The 20,395-nt window shown below is 60.3% G+C and carries 19 protein-coding genes; 1 reads left to right on the top strand and 18 read right to left on the bottom strand.

The annotated features are described in order from the left end of the window. Positions 1-17: 17 nt before the first annotated feature. On the top strand, positions 18-827 hold the full coding sequence (locus M1D89_RS18860) for a hypothetical protein (protein WP_498645896.1): 810 nt from the start codon (positions 18-20) through the stop codon (positions 825-827). A 9-nt stretch (positions 828-836) separates the two neighbouring features. Here the strand turns inward: M1D89_RS18860 and M1D89_RS18855 are convergent, their stop codons facing one another. The 18 genes from M1D89_RS18855 to M1D89_RS18770 all read right to left on the bottom strand — a co-directional run bounded on the left by M1D89_RS18855 (position 837) and on the right by M1D89_RS18770 (position 20,345). Continuing rightward, positions 837-1,241 carry a HEAT repeat domain-containing protein gene (locus M1D89_RS18855; RefSeq protein WP_498645895.1) on the bottom strand — a complete coding sequence of 135 codons (405 nt, stop codon included), beginning with the start codon at positions 1,239-1,241 and terminating at the stop codon, positions 837-839. Continuing rightward, positions 1,241-1,768 carry a hypothetical protein gene (locus M1D89_RS18850; RefSeq protein WP_498645893.1) on the bottom strand — a complete coding sequence of 176 codons (528 nt, stop codon included), beginning with the start codon at positions 1,766-1,768 and terminating at the stop codon, positions 1,241-1,243. Before M1D89_RS18850 ends, M1D89_RS18855 begins: the two co-directional genes overlap by 1 nt. 59 nt (positions 1,769-1,827) lie before the next feature. Then, positions 1,828-2,175, bottom strand: coding sequence for a hypothetical protein (locus M1D89_RS18845; RefSeq protein ID WP_498645891.1), 348 nt, complete (start codon positions 2,173-2,175; stop codon positions 1,828-1,830). After that, positions 2,172-2,573 carry a hypothetical protein gene (locus M1D89_RS18840; protein ID WP_498645889.1) on the bottom strand — a complete coding sequence of 134 codons (402 nt, stop codon included), beginning with the start codon at positions 2,571-2,573 and terminating at the stop codon, positions 2,172-2,174. Before M1D89_RS18840 ends, M1D89_RS18845 begins: the two co-directional genes overlap by 4 nt. 100 nt (positions 2,574-2,673) lie before the next feature. Further along, a complete protein-coding gene (locus M1D89_RS18835; RefSeq protein WP_498645887.1) occupies positions 2,674-2,895 on the bottom strand; it encodes a hypothetical protein in 222 nt (73 codons plus the stop codon). A gap of 56 nt (positions 2,896-2,951) precedes the next feature. After that, a complete protein-coding gene (locus tag M1D89_RS18830; RefSeq protein WP_498645885.1) occupies positions 2,952-4,145 on the bottom strand; it encodes a Fic family protein in 1,194 nt (397 codons plus the stop codon). Between the two features lie 96 nt (positions 4,146-4,241). Continuing rightward, positions 4,242-4,415, bottom strand: a complete 174-nt coding sequence (locus M1D89_RS18825) for a hypothetical protein (RefSeq protein WP_498645883.1) — start codon at positions 4,413-4,415, stop codon at positions 4,242-4,244. Between the two features lie 1,657 nt (positions 4,416-6,072). Next, the gene (locus tag M1D89_RS18820; RefSeq protein ID WP_498645880.1) at positions 6,073-8,460 is read right to left on the bottom strand and encodes a beta-ketoacyl synthase N-terminal-like domain-containing protein; all 2,388 of its coding nucleotides are present in this window, start codon (positions 8,458-8,460) and stop codon (positions 6,073-6,075) included. 3 nt (positions 8,461-8,463) lie between these two features. Further along, on the bottom strand, positions 8,464-9,459 hold the full coding sequence (locus tag M1D89_RS18815) for an aminomethyl transferase family protein (RefSeq protein ID WP_498645878.1): 996 nt from the start codon (positions 9,457-9,459) through the stop codon (positions 8,464-8,466). Further along, positions 9,456-11,615, bottom strand: coding sequence for a GNAT family N-acetyltransferase (locus tag M1D89_RS18810; protein WP_498645876.1), 2,160 nt, complete (start codon positions 11,613-11,615; stop codon positions 9,456-9,458). The genes M1D89_RS18815 and M1D89_RS18810 overlap by 4 nt, the downstream gene beginning before the upstream one ends. Beyond that, entirely contained in the window at positions 11,612-12,064 is a 453-nt protein-coding gene (fabZ, locus tag M1D89_RS18805) for a 3-hydroxyacyl-ACP dehydratase FabZ (protein WP_498645874.1), read from the bottom strand. The genes M1D89_RS18810 and fabZ overlap by 4 nt, the downstream gene beginning before the upstream one ends. Before the next feature lie 11 nt (positions 12,065-12,075). After that, positions 12,076-12,369: an acyl carrier protein gene (locus M1D89_RS18800; protein WP_498645872.1), complete on the bottom strand. Its 294-nt coding sequence runs from the start codon at positions 12,367-12,369 to the stop codon at positions 12,076-12,078. Between the two features lie 13 nt (positions 12,370-12,382). Next, positions 12,383-13,129, bottom strand: coding sequence for a 3-oxoacyl-ACP reductase FabG (fabG, locus tag M1D89_RS18795; protein WP_498645870.1), 747 nt, complete (start codon positions 13,127-13,129; stop codon positions 12,383-12,385). Further along, positions 13,110-14,027 carry an ACP S-malonyltransferase gene (locus M1D89_RS18790; RefSeq protein WP_498645868.1) on the bottom strand — a complete coding sequence of 306 codons (918 nt, stop codon included), beginning with the start codon at positions 14,025-14,027 and terminating at the stop codon, positions 13,110-13,112. The genes fabG and M1D89_RS18790 overlap by 20 nt, the downstream gene beginning before the upstream one ends. Next, positions 14,024-14,902, bottom strand: coding sequence for an ABC transporter permease (locus M1D89_RS18785; RefSeq protein ID WP_498645867.1), 879 nt, complete (start codon positions 14,900-14,902; stop codon positions 14,024-14,026). The genes M1D89_RS18790 and M1D89_RS18785 overlap by 4 nt, the downstream gene beginning before the upstream one ends. Continuing rightward, positions 14,899-15,819, bottom strand: a complete 921-nt coding sequence (locus M1D89_RS18780) for an ABC transporter ATP-binding protein (RefSeq protein WP_498645865.1) — start codon at positions 15,817-15,819, stop codon at positions 14,899-14,901. Before M1D89_RS18780 ends, M1D89_RS18785 begins: the two co-directional genes overlap by 4 nt. Before the next feature lie 1,478 nt (positions 15,820-17,297). Further along, the gene (locus tag M1D89_RS18775) at positions 17,298-18,665 is read right to left on the bottom strand and encodes an MFS transporter (RefSeq protein ID WP_498645863.1); all 1,368 of its coding nucleotides are present in this window, start codon (positions 18,663-18,665) and stop codon (positions 17,298-17,300) included. 117 nt (positions 18,666-18,782) lie between these two features. After that, the gene (locus M1D89_RS18770) at positions 18,783-20,345 is read right to left on the bottom strand and encodes a helix-turn-helix domain-containing protein (protein ID WP_498645861.1); all 1,563 of its coding nucleotides are present in this window, start codon (positions 20,343-20,345) and stop codon (positions 18,783-18,785) included. Positions 20,346-20,395: the final 50 nt, after the last annotated feature.

The raw sequence follows: 20,395 nt of genomic DNA, 5'->3' as shown, positions 1-20,395 counted from the left end.
GAAACGAGGTGACGGTCATGTCCAAGGAGGCACGGAAGACCGCGGCTTTGCGGACACTGTCAAAGTTTGTGCTGCGCGCACGTTTGGTACAAGAACACTCCTTGGCCGCAGACAAGCAACTACTCGTGAAACATGCTGCATGGACGCTGACATTCAACATGGTCTTCAACACTGTCACTGGTGCGAAGTCCGTCGAGATGAAACCGGCACCATTGCTCCCTACGGAGCAGGTTGAGTCGGCCGCAGCGAGGGTCCGGCCATTGTTCCTGAAGGACGATGGGGTTCATTACGACAAGGTCCTGAATGCGCTCACTGAGTTGGTGAGCGGCTCGCCCGCGCATAGGAAAGAAGTGGAGGCCATCCGTGCAAAGTTCAGGGAGGCAGACCCTGACTATCCGCATGGCCGGCCCCGTGCACGTCGATCAGCGCTCATGACGTCGAACAAGGAGATCGCCGGAGCCTGGCTGTACGGCCACCTTCTGCATGAAGATGATGTACGCCGCTCCTACGCGGAGGGCATTGCCGCCGAAGAAATGCTGCTGAACGCCACGAAAACCGTGTGCAGCGAAATGCTCGCAACCGTCGAGGGCCTCCATCTGATAGAGCGGCTCGTCGTTGACGGGTTACTGGACCTCCCGGACGACCTGTTCACAACCCAGGTCACGGTGACCGCCACGGAATGGGTTCCGCCGGGGGACGTCAAAATGTACGTGGCAGACATGAACACGCCGATGCCGACAAGCCTCGCGGAGCCCCTTTCCAGCGCTTGGAGGGAAGTCCATGATGAATTCGGCCCCGCCAGGACCTCCCAAAGGCAAGAACGCTAACTCGGGATCTTAGCCCGCTCTCTTGGCCAACGCCTCCGTCGCGGCTTTTCTGACGACCCATGATTCGTCATGAAGCAGCGTTTCGATCAGCTCGGGTGTCGCGCGGCGGTGGCGGGCAACGTTCGCCCGGACAGCGTCGTCTTCGTCCAGGGCGAGCTTTAGCAGGAGATCAATGCCGATCCTGCGTTCCATGGCCACGAACGAGCGGACCCGCACGTCCGGACTGGAGGCGAGCAGCTCAAGGATCTCCAAGGGGACGGTCTTGTTCTGGGCCACCCAAAACCGCATGTCCGGGTGTTTATCTATGACCTCGACCCACACTGCAAGGTCAGCCTCGTCATGGGCTGCCCTCTGATACTCCGCGGGGTCTTCGCTACACCGCAGAGCAACGAACTCATCAGCGGACGCGATCACTATGTGCCACCCGACGTCATCCGCAGGACTGGTTGCTCGAAACCTGCAACATTGTAAGCCCACAAGTCGTCTTCCCTGTAGGTCACGAAGCGAAAGGCAGAGGAGGGGTACTCCTCGTCTGGCCCGTAATCGACGGACACCCACACGTCGATGGGGGCCTGAGTTAGATCAGAGGCCGCCGATGCGATGCTACGGCCCAGCAAGATGCCTTGTGCCAGGCAACGCGCCGCCCACTCGCTCGTGCCGACCAAATCCTGCCACGTCGGTGAATCGTCGGCACCGTCGATCAGCCAGCCCAGCGGGAGCTTGTTGATGTAACCCTCGACGCCGCTGGGGCCGCCGAATTCGGCGGCGCTTTGGCTCCGGATGTTGCGGAGTTGCGAGACGAAGAGCAGGCACCCGTCCCGGATTGTCAGACCCTCATCGAGTTGGGCCTGCAGTGGGGGATCCAAGCGGCCAGATTCAACGAAAGGCTCCGCCAAGGCGCGGAGCGGCCGCATCGCCTCGTTCATCGTCTCGGTCATCACGGAGCAATCCTGCCATGCTCGGGACAGCTCCCGCTTCTAGGCCTCGACGGGAGAAAGCGTCACGGAGAAGTGCTGCTGGGCAGCCGTCGGCGCCACCAGGGGACGGTTTCGACTCGTATTGCTGGGCCGGAGTTCAGAACGGCGGCGAAACGGGCATCGATTTCAGCGACAGCATCCGCGAAGACGGCAACTGCAGCGTCTTCGGCCGGACCAAGCGAAGTCAGTGCCTTCTCGATCACGTCCCGGACACTGATGTCGTTCTCGTATTCGTAGATGTTTCCTTGGTAGCCCTCATCGCAGTCCTCCGTGAAGGCCGCCCAAGCCTCCAAGTAGGCAGCCGGTGACCATCCGGACCGCAGACCCTCTTCATCGGTCGCTGCAGCGAAGCGTTCCAGGAAGGTACTCATGATGACACCTTTGGGCCAGTAGTCATGCCCTCCTCTAGCTCGGCACCGACTGAGGCGGCGCTGACCTCGACTAGCCCAAAATCACCTTCCAAGCGGTAGACGTTGTCTTCGATTCTGAAGGAGTCGATTCCGCCGTAATCGATCTCGTCGTTGGCGTCGATCGCCGGGTTGATGCGGCCCTGACCGCTCCATGAAATTTCTTTGACTCCGCTGAACACTAGGCGGCCTTTTCGGTAGCAGTACTGTTCTCCCGGCAGGGGAGAGGCGTACTGCGGGTGGCCTTCGCGGAGGACAAAGTCGAGCATGATGGAAAACCTGCCCGGGGTGGCCCGGACGTCCAGCACGAAACTGTCCTCCAGGTAGTACTCGGTGAGTGGCTCCAGGTCCCAGTACTGCATCAACAATTTCACCCCTTCTTTGGGTGGGTGGGCTGGCAGCCGGCGTGGCACTTCGGGACATTGCCCATCGGTTGGTCAGTTCTGATCGTGCGACCGAGCCTCATGGTTGAGTCTCGCTCTCAGCTGTCCTGACCGAGATCGCCCTGAAGGCGTACCCGTCCTGCTCGACGGCTTCCCAATCCAACTCCACGTTTTCGCCGGCAGTGAGCGACCGATAGCCGGCCACCTCTTTCACCTCCGTGATGAGGGCGTCAAAGTCCTTGATCGGATCGACTTCATGTCTGGCCACCAGCGTGGCCAAGGCTGCAGGGAGATTGTCCATAGGCCCTATGTGTGCGGGATGGTGCCTTCGGCTCCTCGTGCCTGGGCTCGGCGTTGTTAGGCGGCCGCTTCCACCTTCGCCAGCCGGGCGTTGAGCCGGTCTACTTCGTCGAGGACCTCGGTGGCTGCCCACGCCTTGCTGCGCTTGCTCTGGGTGATTGGCGTGATGACACCAGCCGTCGTAAGTCTGTCCAGGGCGCCGTACACGGACGTCTCGGCCACTCCGGCGATGTGCGCTGCATGATTCGCTTCGAACACGGGCCGCTCCAAAAGCCACGGGATGATCTTCTCCTCGGCGGAGCCCTTGCGCGGCTTGGACATCTCCAGCCACATCGCCGGCAAGGCGTCCAGAGCGGCCACACTTTCCCTCGCGGCATCCGCAGCGCGCAGGGCGGAGCTGGCCAGGTAAAGCACGAACGGGTCGGCGTCGCCTGTCCGGTAATTGTTGACGAGGGTGAAGTACCGCTGCACATCGGCAACCATCGCCGAGGCGATGGGCGTGACCGTATTCTTCGTCAGGCCGCGCCGACGGGAGATGGCACCGATGAGCGCCCGCCCGATGCGGCCGTTGCCGTCCGTGAAGGGGTGGATGGATTCGAACTGCGCGTGGGCAATCGCGGCCTGCGCCATGATCGGCACGTCGTCCCGGTTGCAGAACACTATTAGGTCCTCCATCAGCTCTGACAGCATTTCCGGCGGAGGGGGAACATGGACGGCTCCGCGCGGTGAGTAATCGCTGCCGCCGATCCAGTTCTGGACGTCCCGGATCTTCCCGGCGTGCTTCCAGTCCAGCGGGTCGTCCTTCATCAAGGTGTGGTGGGCCTTGAGGAGAGACTCCAGACGCACCATGCCACTCTTTCCGGCGTCGTCGATCATGAACTGCACGGCGTCAGCGGCGGCGACCATCGACCTGGCGTTCTCGCTGGCCTTCAAGCCGATCATGGCCTTCGCGTAGTCGTTGCGGTTGGCGTCTACGTGTTCGATCTTTGAGGACGACACAGCCTCACTGCGCAGGAGGAACCCGCTGATGGCGGCCATGCGCGTTCCGGCCGTGACATCCAGGGAGGCGACTGAGACCGCAGCTTTTTCCAATGCGACGATGGTTTCCCGGCTCGGGCTGTACCAGAGGTCCCCGATCATGGGTGGCAGGGAAACCTCGACTTCGGTGAACTCACGGTCTTCGCGTGGGGCCCTCCCAGAAGTCGTCCAAGGTATGGGTTTGGAGCTGTGCGGCGGCCAGGCGTCAGTCATGGAGTCCTCAAAAGTCTGAATAAGGATGGAGTTATTTAGATTTTAGCCATCAAATCAAAATAGTCCGACGGTTATTGCTCATTTGAGAAGCCGACCTCAGATGGGGGATGCGACGACGGCGACGGGGGCGGGCATAAGCACGACGGTGACGGTGACGATGATGGCGGCCGTGGTCACCGTGCGGGCAGCGGTCGCGCGCAACGCAGGAACAAGGTGTCCGGCGTCCAGGCCCAGTCGTCTGCAAAGACGCTTCGATGGGCGGCAGGGCATAGAGCCACGGTTACAAGCGAGCTGTGGTCAGCATGCCGTCAGGCGTCTCACAAACTCTAGTTAAGTGGGATCAGACTCGGTCTCGGGATTTGAGGCTCGTTCAGCGTCCAGAGGTGTCTCATGCACTCTGTCTCATCGTGGAGTCTTGAAAGTCCTTAAGGACTACCGAGACGAGACAGGACGGAGACACACGTTAAACTCGGGTACGCAGGAATCAGCACGGGCGATCCAGACCTTCGGTTCTGAAACCTTACGGCCACGAGGGCCTCTTGCCTTGGGAGCTGCCCCGGAGGCCGGGGAGGGCTTGGTGGAGTTCGTCGCGAGGCAAAATGACGAAGCGGGATCATCAAGCGCAGAGCAATCCGCTTCTCAAGCAAGTCGACAAAAGTGCTAGGCGTATCCGCCCGAAGTGGAATCACCTAACTAGTCCAATTCTCCTGCTTCGATGGCTCACTCATATGCTGCCCAAGGCGAATGGCAGCGACATTCTCCGCTCTGCTTGTGGGACGGGTTTGACCGACGTAGCAACATTTGCCGTACCTATTGACGACTATGTAGACCGCACGAGCTTCATCTCCGAGTGGGTTACTCCAAGGCGGAGATGTCCCCGGAATCTCTGGACTTGCTCGCAACTCCGACAACCGTGATCCAGCCAATCTGGCAAGGTGCAGGTAGAGCTGCGTTCATTGATGCTGATGGTTCCGGTCCACTTCATAGGAGCACGCACCATGACCGGTTCAGAGCTCAGGAGGAGCAGTAATGGAAGCGAGGTGATCGCGTACGCTCACGAGTGTCTGCAGGCTCGCCTGAGCATCCTCGTGACGGAGCCGGTCAGTGTTCCCTTCTCGTTGTGCCGTCAAGCGAGCTCGGCAAGGAAAGCGTCTTCGCATGTGGGGTGACGATGCTGAGAGGTATTTGCCGGTAATCGCACGGATACGACACGTTTACGACACGCTTTGGGCAGGAACTAGGGGGAACTTTAGGGATACGATTTCACCATCAAATGTCGCAAAATCGCTGGTCAGGCCTAAATTCAGGGAGCTGCCGGGCACTTCCGGGATACCCCAATATGTAAAGCGCGGGTCGTCGGTTCGAATCCGACAGGGGGCTCCACGAGTGCAGTGTTAGTGGTTCGATGTTCTGTGACGCCAGGCTCCAGACGGCATCCCGGCTGGCGGCTGTGTGGACGTACCAATCCCCGTCCGCAGAGCTCTGCCAGCCATAGTGCCACTGTGGGCTGAGACGGAGTTCGCCCGTTTTTGGGCGCCGTGCCGCGTTGCCCATCGCTTTCCATAAGGCTTCACCTTGGGTCCATTGCTCGATGCCGACACTGGGCACACCCGTGACGCGCCCCAGCCATCTGAAGGCGGCGTTCCGTCTCTTTGGTGTTTCAATGTCCACACCGACCCAACTTCTTGCCCGTGCTGCGACAAGAATATTCTGCGTGTGTGAAACCGACCAGCCTGACAAACAGCTTCCGCAAAACCACCTGCCGTCCTCTGCCCGGATGACGTGGCAGGGTCGGGACAGGTCATCCGGGCATCGGGTCGACTTTGCCGCTTCCGCGAGAAAGCGGGCACCGGACCGGGACCTGTACCGCCCAAAGTCGTCAGTAGGTGCTGGGCCTGTCGAATGAATCCATACATCCACCATCCTGTTACGTCGCGATGGTGACGGACTGGAAACTGCCTCCGGCCTCACAAGTGGATACCAGGGTCCGGTAGACCTCTCCGGCCTTGCCGCTGCCTGGTACGAGTCCTGCAGGGCCGGACGCGACGACTCCGGCGTTGCCTGGGATGAACTTTTCCTGGCTCATCCACACTGCTTGTGCGACACCCAACAGACCACCTGAGGCGCCCGCATCGCCGAAGATTGCCTTGGGCGTCGAAATAGGCCGCCTGCTCAGGCCAGTTGCCGCCAATGCCTCGATCTCCAAGGTATCCACGGCTTCCCGCCCGCAAGCGGCAGCAACAACGGCATCAACGGTTTCCGGTGAATGGCCGTCGAGGGCCAGCCGGAAGGACCGCGCCCAAGCCCCTGACCCTTGGCGCAGACGGCTGGGGCCACTGCCGTCACCGGTCATGCCAAAGTTCTCGATGCGGCCAAGAACTCTCCCGGGATCGACGCTGTCTTCGCTTTCCAACAGGATGGCCACGGCGGCACCGGAGATGACCCGGCCCGAGTTCGTGTAGGGGAGGCAGACCGAACGTGCCAAGTAGCCCGGAATCGGCGCGTAGGCGGCGAGCATCGCGTGCGGTGCTTCGTCCGCCGCCAAGACGATCATCCGGTCCACGACCCCGTTCGAGATGAGGTTCTGGGCGAAATGGAGCGCAGTGATAGCCCCCGTGTTGCCGGCACATATGGTCGCGGTGGGTCCTTGCAGCTTGTTCAACAACGCGACGTGCCCGGGCGCGGCGTTCATGACCGTGTTCGGGAACAGCAGGGCGTTGCCGCTGCCCGTAGTCAGGAGCTCACGTTCGAACGCCTCAACGGTGGAGATCGGTCCGGTGCCGGTGGCGAACAACAGCCCGGTGCTGGTTGCCTCCGCTCGTGAGAGGCCCCGTTGTTTCAGGAGTTGGCTGACAGCCAGCGCCGACCTGCGTCCCAAGGTGTCCATGTGACGCAGGTACTTCGGGTCGATCCCTTTTTTGAGCTTGTCGACCGGAATGTCGCCAAAGGGGAAGGAACCGAATCCCTCGACCTCGACAGTCCCGTCACCGTAGACGGGCCGGCCCTCGAAAAGGGCGGCCTTTACGTCCTCAGTGGTGACGGCATCACCGGCAAGTGCGCCGATGCCGGTGATGACCACCGGTCGTACGCTCTTTGGTGCTTGGGCTGAGGGGTCAGCGCTGTATTCCCGGATGGCTAGCGAAGCGTTGTTGCCGCCGAAGGCAAACGAGTTTGAAAGCACGGTTTTCAGCCGCGCCTTCTTGGCTGTTTCTGCAACGATGTCCAGGCCTGTGGGTGAGCGCAGGCCATCGGGTGTGACCGTTGGAGGCATCTCCTGGTTTTGGATGGCAAGCACTGATGTCACCGCTTCAATGGCTCCGGCGGCACCAAGGGTGTGTCCGATCATGGACTTCGTGGAACTTGCCGGCGGAGCGGCGCCCTCTCGCAGGTTGGCTATGGCTTTGGCTTCGACGCTGTCATTAGCAGCCGTTCCGGTTCCGTGGCCGTTGACGTAGTCGACGTCGTCGACAGTGTTCCCGGACATCCGCAGTGCCGCGTGCATGGCCCGTAACGCTCCTCGGCCCATGGGGTCCGGAGCTGTAGCGTGGTAAGCGTCGGCGCTGAGCCCGTACCCTGCGATTTCAGCGTAGATCGCAGCTCCCCGGCCGACAGCCGAAGCTTCACTTTCCAGAACAAGGAAACCAGCTCCTTCACCCAGGTTGAGTCCCGAACTCCGGGTGTACGGTGCGCAATGCAGGGGATCCAGTGCCTTCAGGCTGGAGAAACCACCGAAGGACAACAGCGCGAGCGGGTCAACGCCGCCGGCGAGGACCATGTCAGCGGCGTCGGATTCGAGGAGTTCGATCCCGTAGGCGATGGCGACAGCGCCGGCCGCGCAGGCGTTGGATTGGACACTCCGGGGTCCGAACAGCTGGAACTCAGAGGCAAGGTAGTCCGCGACGCTATGGAGTGGGTATTGCCGCAGCAGACCGGTGTTTGCTTTACGCAATCCGTCCTGTATCCACTGGCGATGGAATTCTTCTCCACTGCGGGCCCCACCCAACGATGTTCCCAATGACAACGCGATTCTGGTCCGGTCAACGGAGGCCTGGTCGACCCGGGCATGGGTCAAAGCTTCGGTCGCGGCGGCTGAAGCAAGCCTGTGGCAGCGATCAACGTAAGTGGTCCGGGACGACGGGGGCCCCGTTTCCACTTCCGACTCGACTTGGCCACCCATTGAACTAACCAGACCATCGGTAGGAACTACGGTCGTTCGAACGATCCCCGATTTTCCGTTGGATATGGATTCCCAGCTTTGTTCTGCGTCCGGGCCTACTGCTGCTCTGAGGCCGAATCCGGTGACAACTATTTTCATGGCTTAACCGATCGGTTCGGTCCAGGAGACCGGATCAACTGAGGGGCGCGAAATCGTCGTCAAAGTCACTCCGCCTGCTTGCAGTTCCAGACCCGGCACGTTAAAGGGGGCATCCAAGAGGGCCAGGGCGAACCCTTGAGGTTGACCAGCGGAGGGAAGCGTGTGGTGGATCCGGCCGATTTCGGTTTCCCCTGCGGTAACGCTGGTTCCTGCCGCCGGGATCGATGACGTGGTGGCAGTGACTGCAACTAGTGAACGCGCGGCTTTTTCCTTCTCAAGCTGGTCGCTGCCGAGGAAGTCGTCATCACGGTCCGCTGAGAGCATCCAGAGGGCAGCAGCTTCCCGGACGGTCAGGCCACTGAATTGTTCAGGGTAGAGGGGGTGGCTGACTTCGGCCTGAGCGCGCTGTAGTGCCTCGGTGCCGACCCGCTGACCGCCGAATTCCGTGGCGATCGTTGAGATTAACTTCAGCAGCGCGTCGCGGTCGGTGTCCGGAGCGAGAATCAGGTAGCCGTACTCGGCGGTGGTGCCGGTACGGATAATGGTCGCCGGCTGCTCTGATACCGGCAACGTCGCAGTGCAGCTTTCGCCCAAGAGGACGCCTGCGATTTCTTCGTCGGCGAAGTCTTGGACAACTTTCCAGGCCACGGGTCCTTCCACAGCTACGACGGCTGTGGACGCGGACAGGTCGGTGACGCGGACGGACTCCAGTCCGCGTTGCTTCGCGATGGTGATGATGTCGACGTCGATGGGCTGTTCTGCAATCAGCAGGACGCGTTCCTCTTCGATATAGGCCGCGACGTGGCCTGCAACGGAAGCATCTTCCCGGAGCACCAATGATTCAACGACGCTTCCGGGTTGGGCGAATTCGGTGCGTTTGGCTAGCAGGTAGGAAACCAGTTCCTCCCGCTGCTCGCCGGCGATCTCGAGAACCAGTTCACCGGTGGGGTAAACGGCGGCGGTGGAACGAATTGCCTCGTAGTCAGTCGTAGCTGTCATGACGGATTCTCCTTGATGGTTGTGGTGGGGCTTCCTAGTTCCTGAGCGGAAAGGAGCCATGATGTCGTGTTGGTGTCCCCGGCTCTGGCAAGGAGGGACAGCAGGAGGTACTCACCGGAGGACCTGATCAAAATTTCGGGATGGCTGCCTTCGTCGTTTTCGATGACCAACCAGGTCGTCCCGCCGAGACCTATGGCCGCTCTCCGCACTGAGGCCCGCCACGGAGTCCGGTCCCGGGCTGCTGCCCACCACAGGTCGGTGTTGGTATCCGTCTGAAAAAGTATCGGCGCCCGGTTTCGGGCCTGCATTTGGGCGTTCGGCGTGAGGTGCGTGACCTGTTCAGACCCGTTGGCGCCGTCAACGACGATGCGGAGCGCTGTCAGATCGCTGTCGCACTGCTGGATTTCCCAGCGGGGTCGATCTGATGGGCTGTCAGCTAGGTGGGATGTGCAACCATCGCAGCCCCACTCGATGCCTTGCTCCGGGTCTTCTCGCCCTCCTTGGTCCGAGACCCAAAGACCGGAATGCCATGCCGTCAGGGGCCCAAGTGTCCGGGTTTTCGGGAACGGCGCCGCGAGGACCTGCGTTTGGCCTGACTTCCACGAAACGATGCCCCGGTCGGGAGCGACGAGCAAAAACCCGTTGCTCCCTACGGCCTCAAGCACATCGACACGCGACCTTTCCGCCGCCACCCACTGGATGGGCTTCCAATCCCCCTGGGTTCCGGAGGACAAGGAGTGAAACACCGGTGTTAATGAAGTAAGGATTTCCGGGTTTTCGGGAACGGGCATAGCATCTGCGCCGTCGAAGAGGTCCACGTCATACAGGATGGAACCGTTTTCGGAGGACGCCGCCGGAAGATGGGAGCCTTCGACGCGGAGCTTCCCATCCGAGTTCCAGGTAGCAGCCAATGCGAGCCCCAGCGCCGTATCGGTCCAGAGGGCGGAAGCGCCGTTGCTTTGATCATCGAAGGCACTTTCGGCGGCTTCAAAGTCGGTCCTGTCCGGCGGCCAGATACCGCGGACGATTGGACCGCCTAAGGGGCGCTGGCGGTTTTTCGTGTTGAGGTGGAATTCCCCTGAACGTAGATTCACCCACGGGAACGCCGTCACCTTTTGATTTCTTTGGTGGCTCACTGCGATGCTGACTTTGCTGCCATGAACACGGATTTCGCGGGAAATCGGTCCCCGCCGGGTCGTCCATCCGTCGGGAAGATCCTGGCACGTGACGTTCAACGCGGCGGGACGCCGCCAGAAAGGTGCACCGTCGGCTCCTACGGGGAAATGATCGGTCAGTACCGGACCCGGGTGTCGAGGATGCTCAATCGTCAACGTCCCTGCCGCGTCCAGGGAGATAGTGAAAGCGCCAAGCCGGCGGGAGCCGATTGAAGGCCCGTGGTTGCCGTTCGGAGCAGCGCGTTGAGGGGATTCCGGCCAGTCGAAGAGTTTGCCGTTGTGGCGCGCCTGGACGACGGCACCTGTTGACATGTTGACCTGGACTTCAACGACGTCCTTCTTCACGGGGAAGGTGTAGGTCAGCAGCGGGGTGCCGTCCTGGACGGAGACGCCGTCCATGAGGTCTCTGCCGCGGGCTGAGCCCATGCTTCGCCAGGAGTACTTCGAAAACATGTCCTCTGGGGAGGCGCCGGCAAAGGGTGTTTGAAGCAGATCTGATACGACGCCGGGGAGGAAACTGATGAGTTCGATGTAGCCATCCTCATCAGGCCTGATGATGCCTGCCGTCCTGAAGCCAACCCGTCCGTAGAGCGGGAAAGCCTTTTGGTTGGCTGGGTCAACTTCAAGGCGCAGAGCCCGGACACCCTGTTCGACCAGCTTGATGAAGGACTGCATGAACAGGTCACCGGCCAGGAAGCCCATCCGGTAGCCCGGGTCGATGAGGAACATGCCGGAAAAGAGTTCTCCGTCGCCGGCGACCCGTCGGCCCGAGACCTTCAGGTAACCTATGGTGCCAACAATGTTCCCGCGGTCTTCCCCCACCATGAACAGTGCTGCGCCGCGTTCTTTCAACACTGCGTTAACGTCGTTGCCAGTAAGAGGTGAGCCGCTCTGGATCGTGCCGTAGTTGTTTCGGTTGTAGAGCTCCGCGACACGTGCCGCATCCACTTCCGGGTCGTAGAGCCTTACTGCCGGTTTCATGTTGATGGGTCCGGGTCTATGCGTGCAAGCGCCAGGGACCCGGAGGCCACGATCTTGCCGCTGACTTTGATGTCGACGCTGAAGTCCGCAAGATTGGCGTGGCTTACGCCCGCTCGTGCTTGGATGCTCAGCACATCGCCAGGGAAGACCGGGGTGATGAACTTGAATTTGCGCACTGACGCCAGGTACCCAAGGACGGGGCCGTCTTCACCTGTAGGGGAGCCCAACAGCAGCCCGCACAGCTGTGCCGAGGCTTCAATCATGTAGACGCCAGGGTACACAGGGTTGTTGGGGAAGTGGCCTTGGAAGACGGGGTCCGAGATCGTGATGTTCTTGATTCCAGTCGCGGATTTGCCGTAGTTGAAGTCTTCAACCCTATCCAGGAGGACCATGGGGTGACGGTGTGGGAGCCTGGCCAGGATGTCGCTGGCCTTGAGGGCGATGGTCATTGCCCTGGCCCTTAGTCGTCGTCGCTGTTGGCAGCGATGAAATCGGCAATCTTGTTGATTGACCCGAAAACTGTCCGGTCCTCGTCGGTAATGTAGACACCGAACTCCTCTTCAACCAAGCTCACGATTTCAAGGGTGTCGAGGCTGTCGAGTTCGAGGCCGCGCCCAAAGAGGGGCTGGTCGTCCTCGATCTGGTCACCGGCGATAGGCAACTCCAATCCTTCGGACAGCAGATTTTTCAGGCGGGCGTTGAGTTCGGTCCTCTTCCGCCCGGCGGACAGGGAGGCTTCATAAATGTCGTTCATTGGGAGTTCTCCTTCAGGAGGTCAGGCCGCCGTCGACGGCGAGGACCTGACCGGTGATGTATGAGCTTTGGTGTCCTATGAGGAATGCCACAGCTGCAGCTATCTCGTGGGGTTCACCGATTCGTTGCAGCGGGATGTGCTGGGTATATTCGCGACGTGCTCTGGCATCCATCTGTTTGAGCATGTCGGTGTTCGTAAAACCGGGTGCCACAGCGTTTACCCTGATGCCGAAGGACGCCATTTCCTTGGCCATGGATTGGGTCAGGGCGTTGATTCCGCCCTTGGTCGCGCTGTAGTTCGCTTGGCCGGGCTGGCCGCTGATACCCGAGGTGGAGCTGATGAGCACGATTGAGCCGCCTGTTTTGCGTAACGCCTTGACACTTTCGCGACAGACCAGGAACGCGCCGGTCAGGTTGGTGCTGATGACGCGCTCCCAGTTGTTCAGGGACATTGTTGCCAGGAGCCCGTCAGCGGTGATTCCGGAACTGTAAACAACGGAGCCGATTCGTCCGAAGTCTTTGAGAACCGTGCGGAAGGCTGCGCGGACGTCGGCTTCAACGGAAACGTCGACGCGGACCGCCAAGGCCCTGCGTCCCAGTTCCCGTATCGCTTCAACTGTTCCAGCAGCGCCCTCGTCGTCCTGCCGGTAGAAGATCACGATGTCATGATCGTTCCTGGCAAGTTCCAGCGCGCAGGCTTTGCCGATGCCCCGGGATGCGCCCACAACCAAGGTGATAAGGCTAGGTTCGACGTCCAACATACGTGTCCTCCACGATCTGAACTGTTTGAGTTTGATTCCGTCTGAGACGGGAAAGTGATTTTGCTGTTCCCAAGTAAACCCAGGTCCCGAAACTGTCCGCGCTTTGAAGGACCTGGTCCCATCGCACCGGTTGTCGGATACCGAAATAGAGCTCGTTGGAGACCTCCATCGCGGTTTCCAGGCGCTGGGGTGAGGTGCAGCCCAGCAGTGGTACGTCCCCGTCGCGGAACGGCGCGTGGCGCAGTAACTCCCGCCATTCGCCCATCACAGGGTCCATCAACCGGGAATGGAATCCGTGGCTGACGTTGAGCTGGGTTGATTTAGCCCCGAAGTGTTTCCGCGCGTCCTCAATGTCGTTGATGGGCCCGGAGAGAACGATCTGGCGTTCGCCGTTGACTGCGGCTACGTCGAGACCGAACGTTGCTGCCGAGGCGATGAGTCCATCTCGTTGTTCCTCTCCTCGGACAGCCACGGCCAACATCGACCCTCGTCCAGGGGCCGAGGCCATCAAATGACCTCGGCGCCTGGCAAGTTTGATGCCATCTGCCAACGGTAGGTATCCGCCTGCAATGGCCGCTGACAGCGCCCCGATGCTGTGTCCGGCTACTGCGTGGGCCAGGTTGCCGCCCACCTGGGTCCACACCCTCCAAGCGGCGATGCTGGCCGCGACGAGCGCCACTTGCGTGTTTTCGGTTTTCCCCAGATCCTCCGGGGCTGAATCCCAGGCAAGTTCACGGACATCAATGCCGAGCACATCGGAACATTCATCAAAGACATCGCCGGCCACCTGGAAATTCTTTGTCAGGGCCTTGCCCATTCCCGGACGCTGGCTGCCTTGGCCCGGGAACATAGCGACGGTGGACTCGAGGCCTCCCCACAGGTCCTCGTTGCCGGTCATCGTATGCGCCGACCGATTCGCCAGGAGCCCAGTGCGATGAAGACGACAACCATTCCAAGGAGCACCGAGATCGCCAGTGTGTTCGTCACAGCGAGATCCCCGACTGAAGCTGTGATGCCGTAGAACGTCTGGACTGCGTCAACGGCCTGGTCTTGGTTATTTGTCAGCGCTTCAAGTGCCTGCGACGTGTAAGGCTGGCGGATCAACATGGCTGATTGCGCGAAAGGAAGTGCGTTCAGGACATTGACCACACCGGAGGGCAGGGTGCCAGCCGGGATGTAAGCGCCGGCAAGGAAGCCGATGATGGTTCCAACGATGGTGCTCAGGGCTGAGAAGGCGGTGCTGGACTTGATGAACGTGACTACGAAGCTGGACAGCGCGGCAAACGCCGCAGATGAAACCAGGACGACGGCGGCGCATTGTCCAAGCTGGGCCAAGGTCATCAAGGGTTCCCCGCGGAAGAGGATGTAGAGCTGGCCTACCAGGATAACCACCGCTGTCATGATGACGGAGATGACGAAGCTCGCGATCAAGTATCCGAGAATCATGTTCGTCCGCCTTATAGGGGAGACGAGGAAGTCACGGAAACGCCCGGTCGACGCATCGTCAACAAATACGTTGAGGGCGGCAAGTCCGGTGGTTAGGGTAGTGATCATCGTGATGCCCGCAAAAACCCAGGCGTTGACGAAAGCGCTGATTTCCGAGCTGCTTGCGTCAGGGAATCTTGTCTGCAGGTTATCCACTTGCAGGTTGCCGAGGAACAGGGCGTAAAGGGCGATGAGAATCAGCGCCGAGAGCAGGGAGAAAAATACCCCGGCCCTGTCGCGGAAAAAGATCATCAGGTTACGGCCGCTGAGAATCATGATGCTGTTCACGGTTCGCTCCTCTTGGATGTCAGTGCAAGGAAGACATCGTCCATGCGTCCGTGCCGGAACTCGAAGTCGTGGACGCGTTCTGCGCCCACAATGAGCAGGTGCCGGGCCTGCTTCGAGTCATCTACCTCAACGCGATAAACATCATTGTCGAGTGTCCAGCTCAGGTCGGCGGTCCTGCAGTACTCCGCGAGGAATTCATGATCGTCTGTGGTGACGGTGAGGATGCTGTTGCTGTGCTGTTCACGCAGTTGCGCAGGCGTTCCCTGGGCGACCAATTTTCCGGAGTCGATGATGGAGACCTGGTCTGCCACCTCGGTCTCTTCCATGTAGTGGGTCGTGAGGAAAACGGTCAGGCCGTCGTCATCGCGAAGTTTATGAATGGTTTGCCAGACTTGTTCCCGGCTCTGCGGGTCCAAGCCGGCGGTCGGCTCGTCAAGGAAAAGAATCTCGGGTCGATGGATAAGAGCCCGCGCGATGTCCGCCCGGCGCTTCTGGCCACCGGAGAGCCGCCCGTAGAAGGGCTTCTCAAGGAAAGATTCGAGACCTATGAGCTGGGCGAGTTCACTGATGCGCTGGGTCCGCTCGGGCCTCGTGAGTCCATAAAAACCTGCTCGTATGTCGAGGTTCTGCCTGACCGACAGTGTCGGATCCAGCAGCGACTGTTGGAAAACGACGCCAATCTTGCGTCGAATCTCATCGTCTTCCTTGCCCACGATATGGCCGGCGACCTGAATGGTTCCGCTGTCGAATCCGAGAGTCGTGGTGATGCAGCCGATGGTGGTGGACTTGCCGGCACCGTTGGTTCCCAGAAAGGCAAAGATGGATGCGCGCTCTACTTGCAGGGACAAATCCTGGACGGCCTGCAAAGAGCCGTATCTCTTGCTTAGGTTACTGATTTTAATGACGTTACTGGTCACGCATAGCCCCCACTGTGTGCCTTGAAACAGTTCTATGGGGCAACAAATGTCGTCCCCATTCGACAAAGTAACCACAACGTACCCGATGGATATGAGTGCCGCAAAACCGGCTCCCGGTGGAAAGTGTGCCCCGATCCTCACTGCTGTCGATGCAAGTATGCTGCGGGGCCGCAATGATGTGATGGTCGAGACTTCAATTGCCTCGAGGTATTAGATGCGCAATCGGCCCTGTGCCAGTCATGGTGAAATTCTGCGTGGTACTCATTTCAGTCACATAAATTCTCAAGTTCTCAACATGTTTGTGCAGTTCCTTGGCCGAGGCGGCCCGTGCAGTGTTGGGCGTCGGCGTCCACGGTGCCTCTAGTCCTTGGATTAGCCGATACGTGTACTGATACTAGGGCGAAGGGATTTCGGCCAACGATACGATGGACGAAATTTCATAATATCCGACAATCGGGTTGTCTTTATGAGTCTGCCGTTTTGGCGTCGCAAGGATATTTCTGTCAATCTCATGACAAGTAATTCAAGTTCCCTGCTGACTTTCGCTTGTCTTGAATAATTCGGAACCTGCTTTGCTCGTCAGTGGAGAAATTAGCTGAACCGGACACTCGCGGATCAGCGACGGCTGGCTGTGATGCCCGAATGTGTCGACGGGCAATACCGGGTTCAGTGAGACGTCATAAACGGTTCGCTCGGCCCGAGCGGCAGGCCGATAAGGCAGAGTACTGCTGCAGATCCGCATTGCTTCGGTCCGGAATCACCATCACACGAACTCCAATCCCAGGTTTTTCGGCACCGACCATAACAACCCGGTACTTATGGGCTACTTGAAAGTGACCGCTAAATGAACAGCGGGTGCATTGCTTGCGCCTTTCAGTCGACGGCTAAGATCCGTGATTTGCCCCTGGTTGACTTGCCGGCAGGGGGAGCCCGGATGCTACAGCGGCGGCCGCTGTGGCCGATCACCTTGGCCATCCTTGTAGCGTGCCTCGTGAGCGGTTCGGTGAGCCCAGCGCAGTCCGCTCCCTAACCTCTGCCGTGCTGCGCGACTTGGTCGACCGCTACCAGGTCCTGACCAGGCGCTGCTGCGTTCTTGCCGTTTCGCAGGGGAGTCAGCTGTCCTCGGTCCCTGCACCCCTCTTCAACTCTGCGATCCTCAGCCGCAAGAAGATGATGGACAAGACCAGGGCATACACGGCCAAGACGGCCACCGCGATAACGAAGACCGCGTATAGAATCCCGATGATTCCGAAAGCCGGACTTAAATTCACTGCTACCCCCCAATAGTCGTTGAGCCCCATGCTATGCAAACCACGAGCGATTCCGCTGTACCCGGGAAGTCGTGCCTCGTTAGATGCGGAGCTCGCCTGGGCGAGTAACTACTGCTCACATCTGCACTGAGGGCCGGACAGCAATTACCGGAAATGCTGTCCGACCCTGAGCTTGGTTCTGAAGGCGAGTCGTTTGGTGTTGGGGCGCTACACCGTGGCGACCGGCGCCTTGCTTACTTCAGCTTGCTCGTCGGCGAGTGGTTTGCGTGCGGTTTCTGCGCTCATGAGGAGTCCAACCAGTGAGAGGACTCCGATACCCATCAGGAAGAATGCCGGTGAGCTGGGGTTGCCGGTGGTGGCGATCAGCCAGGTGCCGATGAGTGGTGCGACGCCGCCGAAGAGCATGGCTCCGACGTTGAAGGGCAGCGCGAACCCGAGGTAGCGGGAGCGGGTGCCGAACAGCTCGGTGAAGAAGGAAGGGAAGACGGCATCGTTCATGGCGAAGAACATCAGGGACACGATGAGGACCGTGGAGGCGAGGACCACTCCTCCGAAAGAGAGCAGCGTCATGATCGGGTAGCTCAGCACGATGAAGGCGATGCTCGAGATCATCAAGGTCCGTTTGCGTCCGATCCGGTCGGAGAGGCGGGCCGCCAGTGGGATGAAAATGATGTGTGCGACGAGTCCGATCGTGACAACCAGTGTTGCGGTCGCCTCGCTCATCCCCGCCTCCTCGATGAGGAATGAGGGTGTGTAGCTGAGCAGGAGGTAGTAGGCGCCGGCATTGAGGGACATGACGAGCAGTGCCTTGAACATCGACGGGAGGCTCTTGCGGGTCTCGGACCAGCGGTTTGCGGCTGCAGGCTGATCAACTGCGCTCTGGCGCTGCTTCTTTTCGAGTTCCAGCACCCGGCGGAACTGCGGGGTGTCTTCCAAACGCAGGCGAAGCCAGAGACCAACGATTCCGAGCGGGCCTGCGATGAGGAACGGGATCCTCCAGCCCCACTCCTGCATGAATTCCGGTGAGGTGCTGGCGTAGAGGATGGTCGCCATGAGCGAGGCTGCCAGGAACCCTGCGGCAGCTGCGATGGGTACCACACTCGTGAGCAGTCCGCGCTTGGCGACGGGGGCGTACTCGGCGACGAAGGTGCCTGCGCCGGCGTATTCGCCGGAGGCTGAGAAGCTCTGTGTTACGCGGAGCAGCAGGAGCAGGATGGGTGCTGCGATGCCGATGGTGGCGTAGTTCGGTATGAATCCGATGAGGAAGGTGGCTCCGGACATGAGGATGATTGTCGTGGCGAGGATGCTCTTACGGCCGATTTTGTCGCCAAGGCTGCCCCAAACGAAGGCCCCGAGCGGGCGAACAAGGAACGAAAGTGCAAACACCGCAAAGGTGCTCATCAGCGCAACTGCCCGGTCCTCCGGGGGAAAGAAGACCATGGCGATGGTGGTCGCGAGGTAGCTGTAGCTGGCGTAGTCGAAGTACTCCAGCAAGGTGCCAAGCCCACTGGCGATGACGACTCGGCGGAGTATGGATCGGGGGACTGAATCTGTGGTGGCTACGGTGATGGGCATGATGTCGTTCCTCATTTGAGTACCGGATCTTCGCGGTGGGTCCGCAGGATGTGACGACCATCATGGCACCGAAGGTCACGACAGAATATGGCCGTTGCGGCGAACCTCGACTGTTGGTTATCGCCCTATGGGTGAGTCTCCATTGTCGCGGAAGCCTCGGACTTTCAGCGCGAGCCACAGCTCGGTTTGCGCATCGATGCCGTCCAGATCGTGACCGGTGATCTGGACGATCCGCTGCATCCGGTTCCGCACAGTGTGTCGGTGGACCCCCATCCGTTCCGCCGTCGCCTCGACGGATCGGCGCTCAAGAAGCCACGTGTGCAGTGTGTTCAGGAGGGCTTCGCCTCCTCGCGACTTCTCGATGGGGGCAAGGACGGCGCTGGAGAAAGATTCCAGGTAGTCCGATGGGGCGGCGTTGATCAGGAACTCGTGCGAGGCCCCGTCGACGTATTCGATGGGAGTGCCGGCCCGACGGCTGGTCTCCAGTGCCAGGGTAGCCTGCCTGATGCTGCGGGCTGAATGCTCGGGAGCCCCCCGCGTGCCGATGCCCGTGGGGACGGCAAGGCCGTAGTCAGCCAATGCCTGCCGGGGATCGACAGTTGCCAAGCACTCCACGATCCGGTGGCGATGCCGGACGAAGGGGGCGGCGAGCACCACGGCGATGTCGTCGATGAGAACTTCAGCATGTGTCTCATTGCGAGCTTCGATGCTTACACCCCACAGCGGACCCGAATCGATGCCGATACTGCGGAGGAATGTCCGAGCACTGCCCGGCTCCGTAAGCGTCAGGAGACGGGCAAACCGTTCAGCGCGTTTGCGGCGCGCTGACTCGTCAAGGAACCACACACGTTCAAATTCGAGGGCAAGGAGGGAACGCAGCGCCGGTGCAGCGAGTTCGGCCGTCTCATGGCCTGTAGTAATGCGGACACAGAACCCGCGTACAGTGTCGTTGCCCGCGAAGGGGGAGACTTCCACCGTTCCTTCGGGGCTTGCAGGCGTGCCATCGGGATCGGCAGCCAGCTCGGTTGCGTTCAGGCGAAGTTGTTCTCCGAGTCGTGGAGCTTCCTGACCGGCGAGGCGTTTGCCCAGCGGAGCGAGCAGGTTCGCTGGGAAGGACGAGCTTCTGGCCATGACCCGCCCGAGGCGATCATACGCGGCTACCGGCTCCTCGGTCCGTTGCTGCCAGCCAGCGAGCAGGTCTCCAAACGAACCGCCGCGGGCCACGATCGCGGTGATCTCCATCTGAAGGTCGAGTGGTTGCCTGAACGATTCCCGTTGTCCCTCCGAGTGGAGAACGGCGATAGTGTGCGCAATCCGCCCGAAGTCGGAAATGTCGCAGGTCAGCAGTGGCAGGTCATGTTCGCTTGCCAGGGTCAGCACCTGTGCCGGGAGGCTTTCGAAGGCTGCCTCTGTGCCGAGGCCAATGATGAGCCCGGAGGCGCCGGCGCCCGAAGCTGCCAGCAGGAAATTCTTCCAGGCTGTCCAATCCTCACCGATGTGCAGCCCGCTGGTAAGCACTATCTCACCGCCGTGGAGCTCAGGGAACCGCCCCTTCCGCTCGACGGAGATCGGGATACCGGCGGCTCGTTCAACTCCGCTGCCTCCTTGCGCCATGGTCAGCCCGATGTTTGGAATGGAAGCAAGCCTGGCCACCGTGAACGACTTTGATTCAAGTGCCATGGCCCTATCTTAACAACGAAAGGTTGTATTCCTGTACATAGCGGCCACTA

Source organism: Arthrobacter sp. D3-18 (assembly GCF_054408525.1).
The sequence above is the reverse complement of the archived record's forward strand: the minus strand, read 5'-3'. Positions and strand labels throughout refer to the sequence as shown.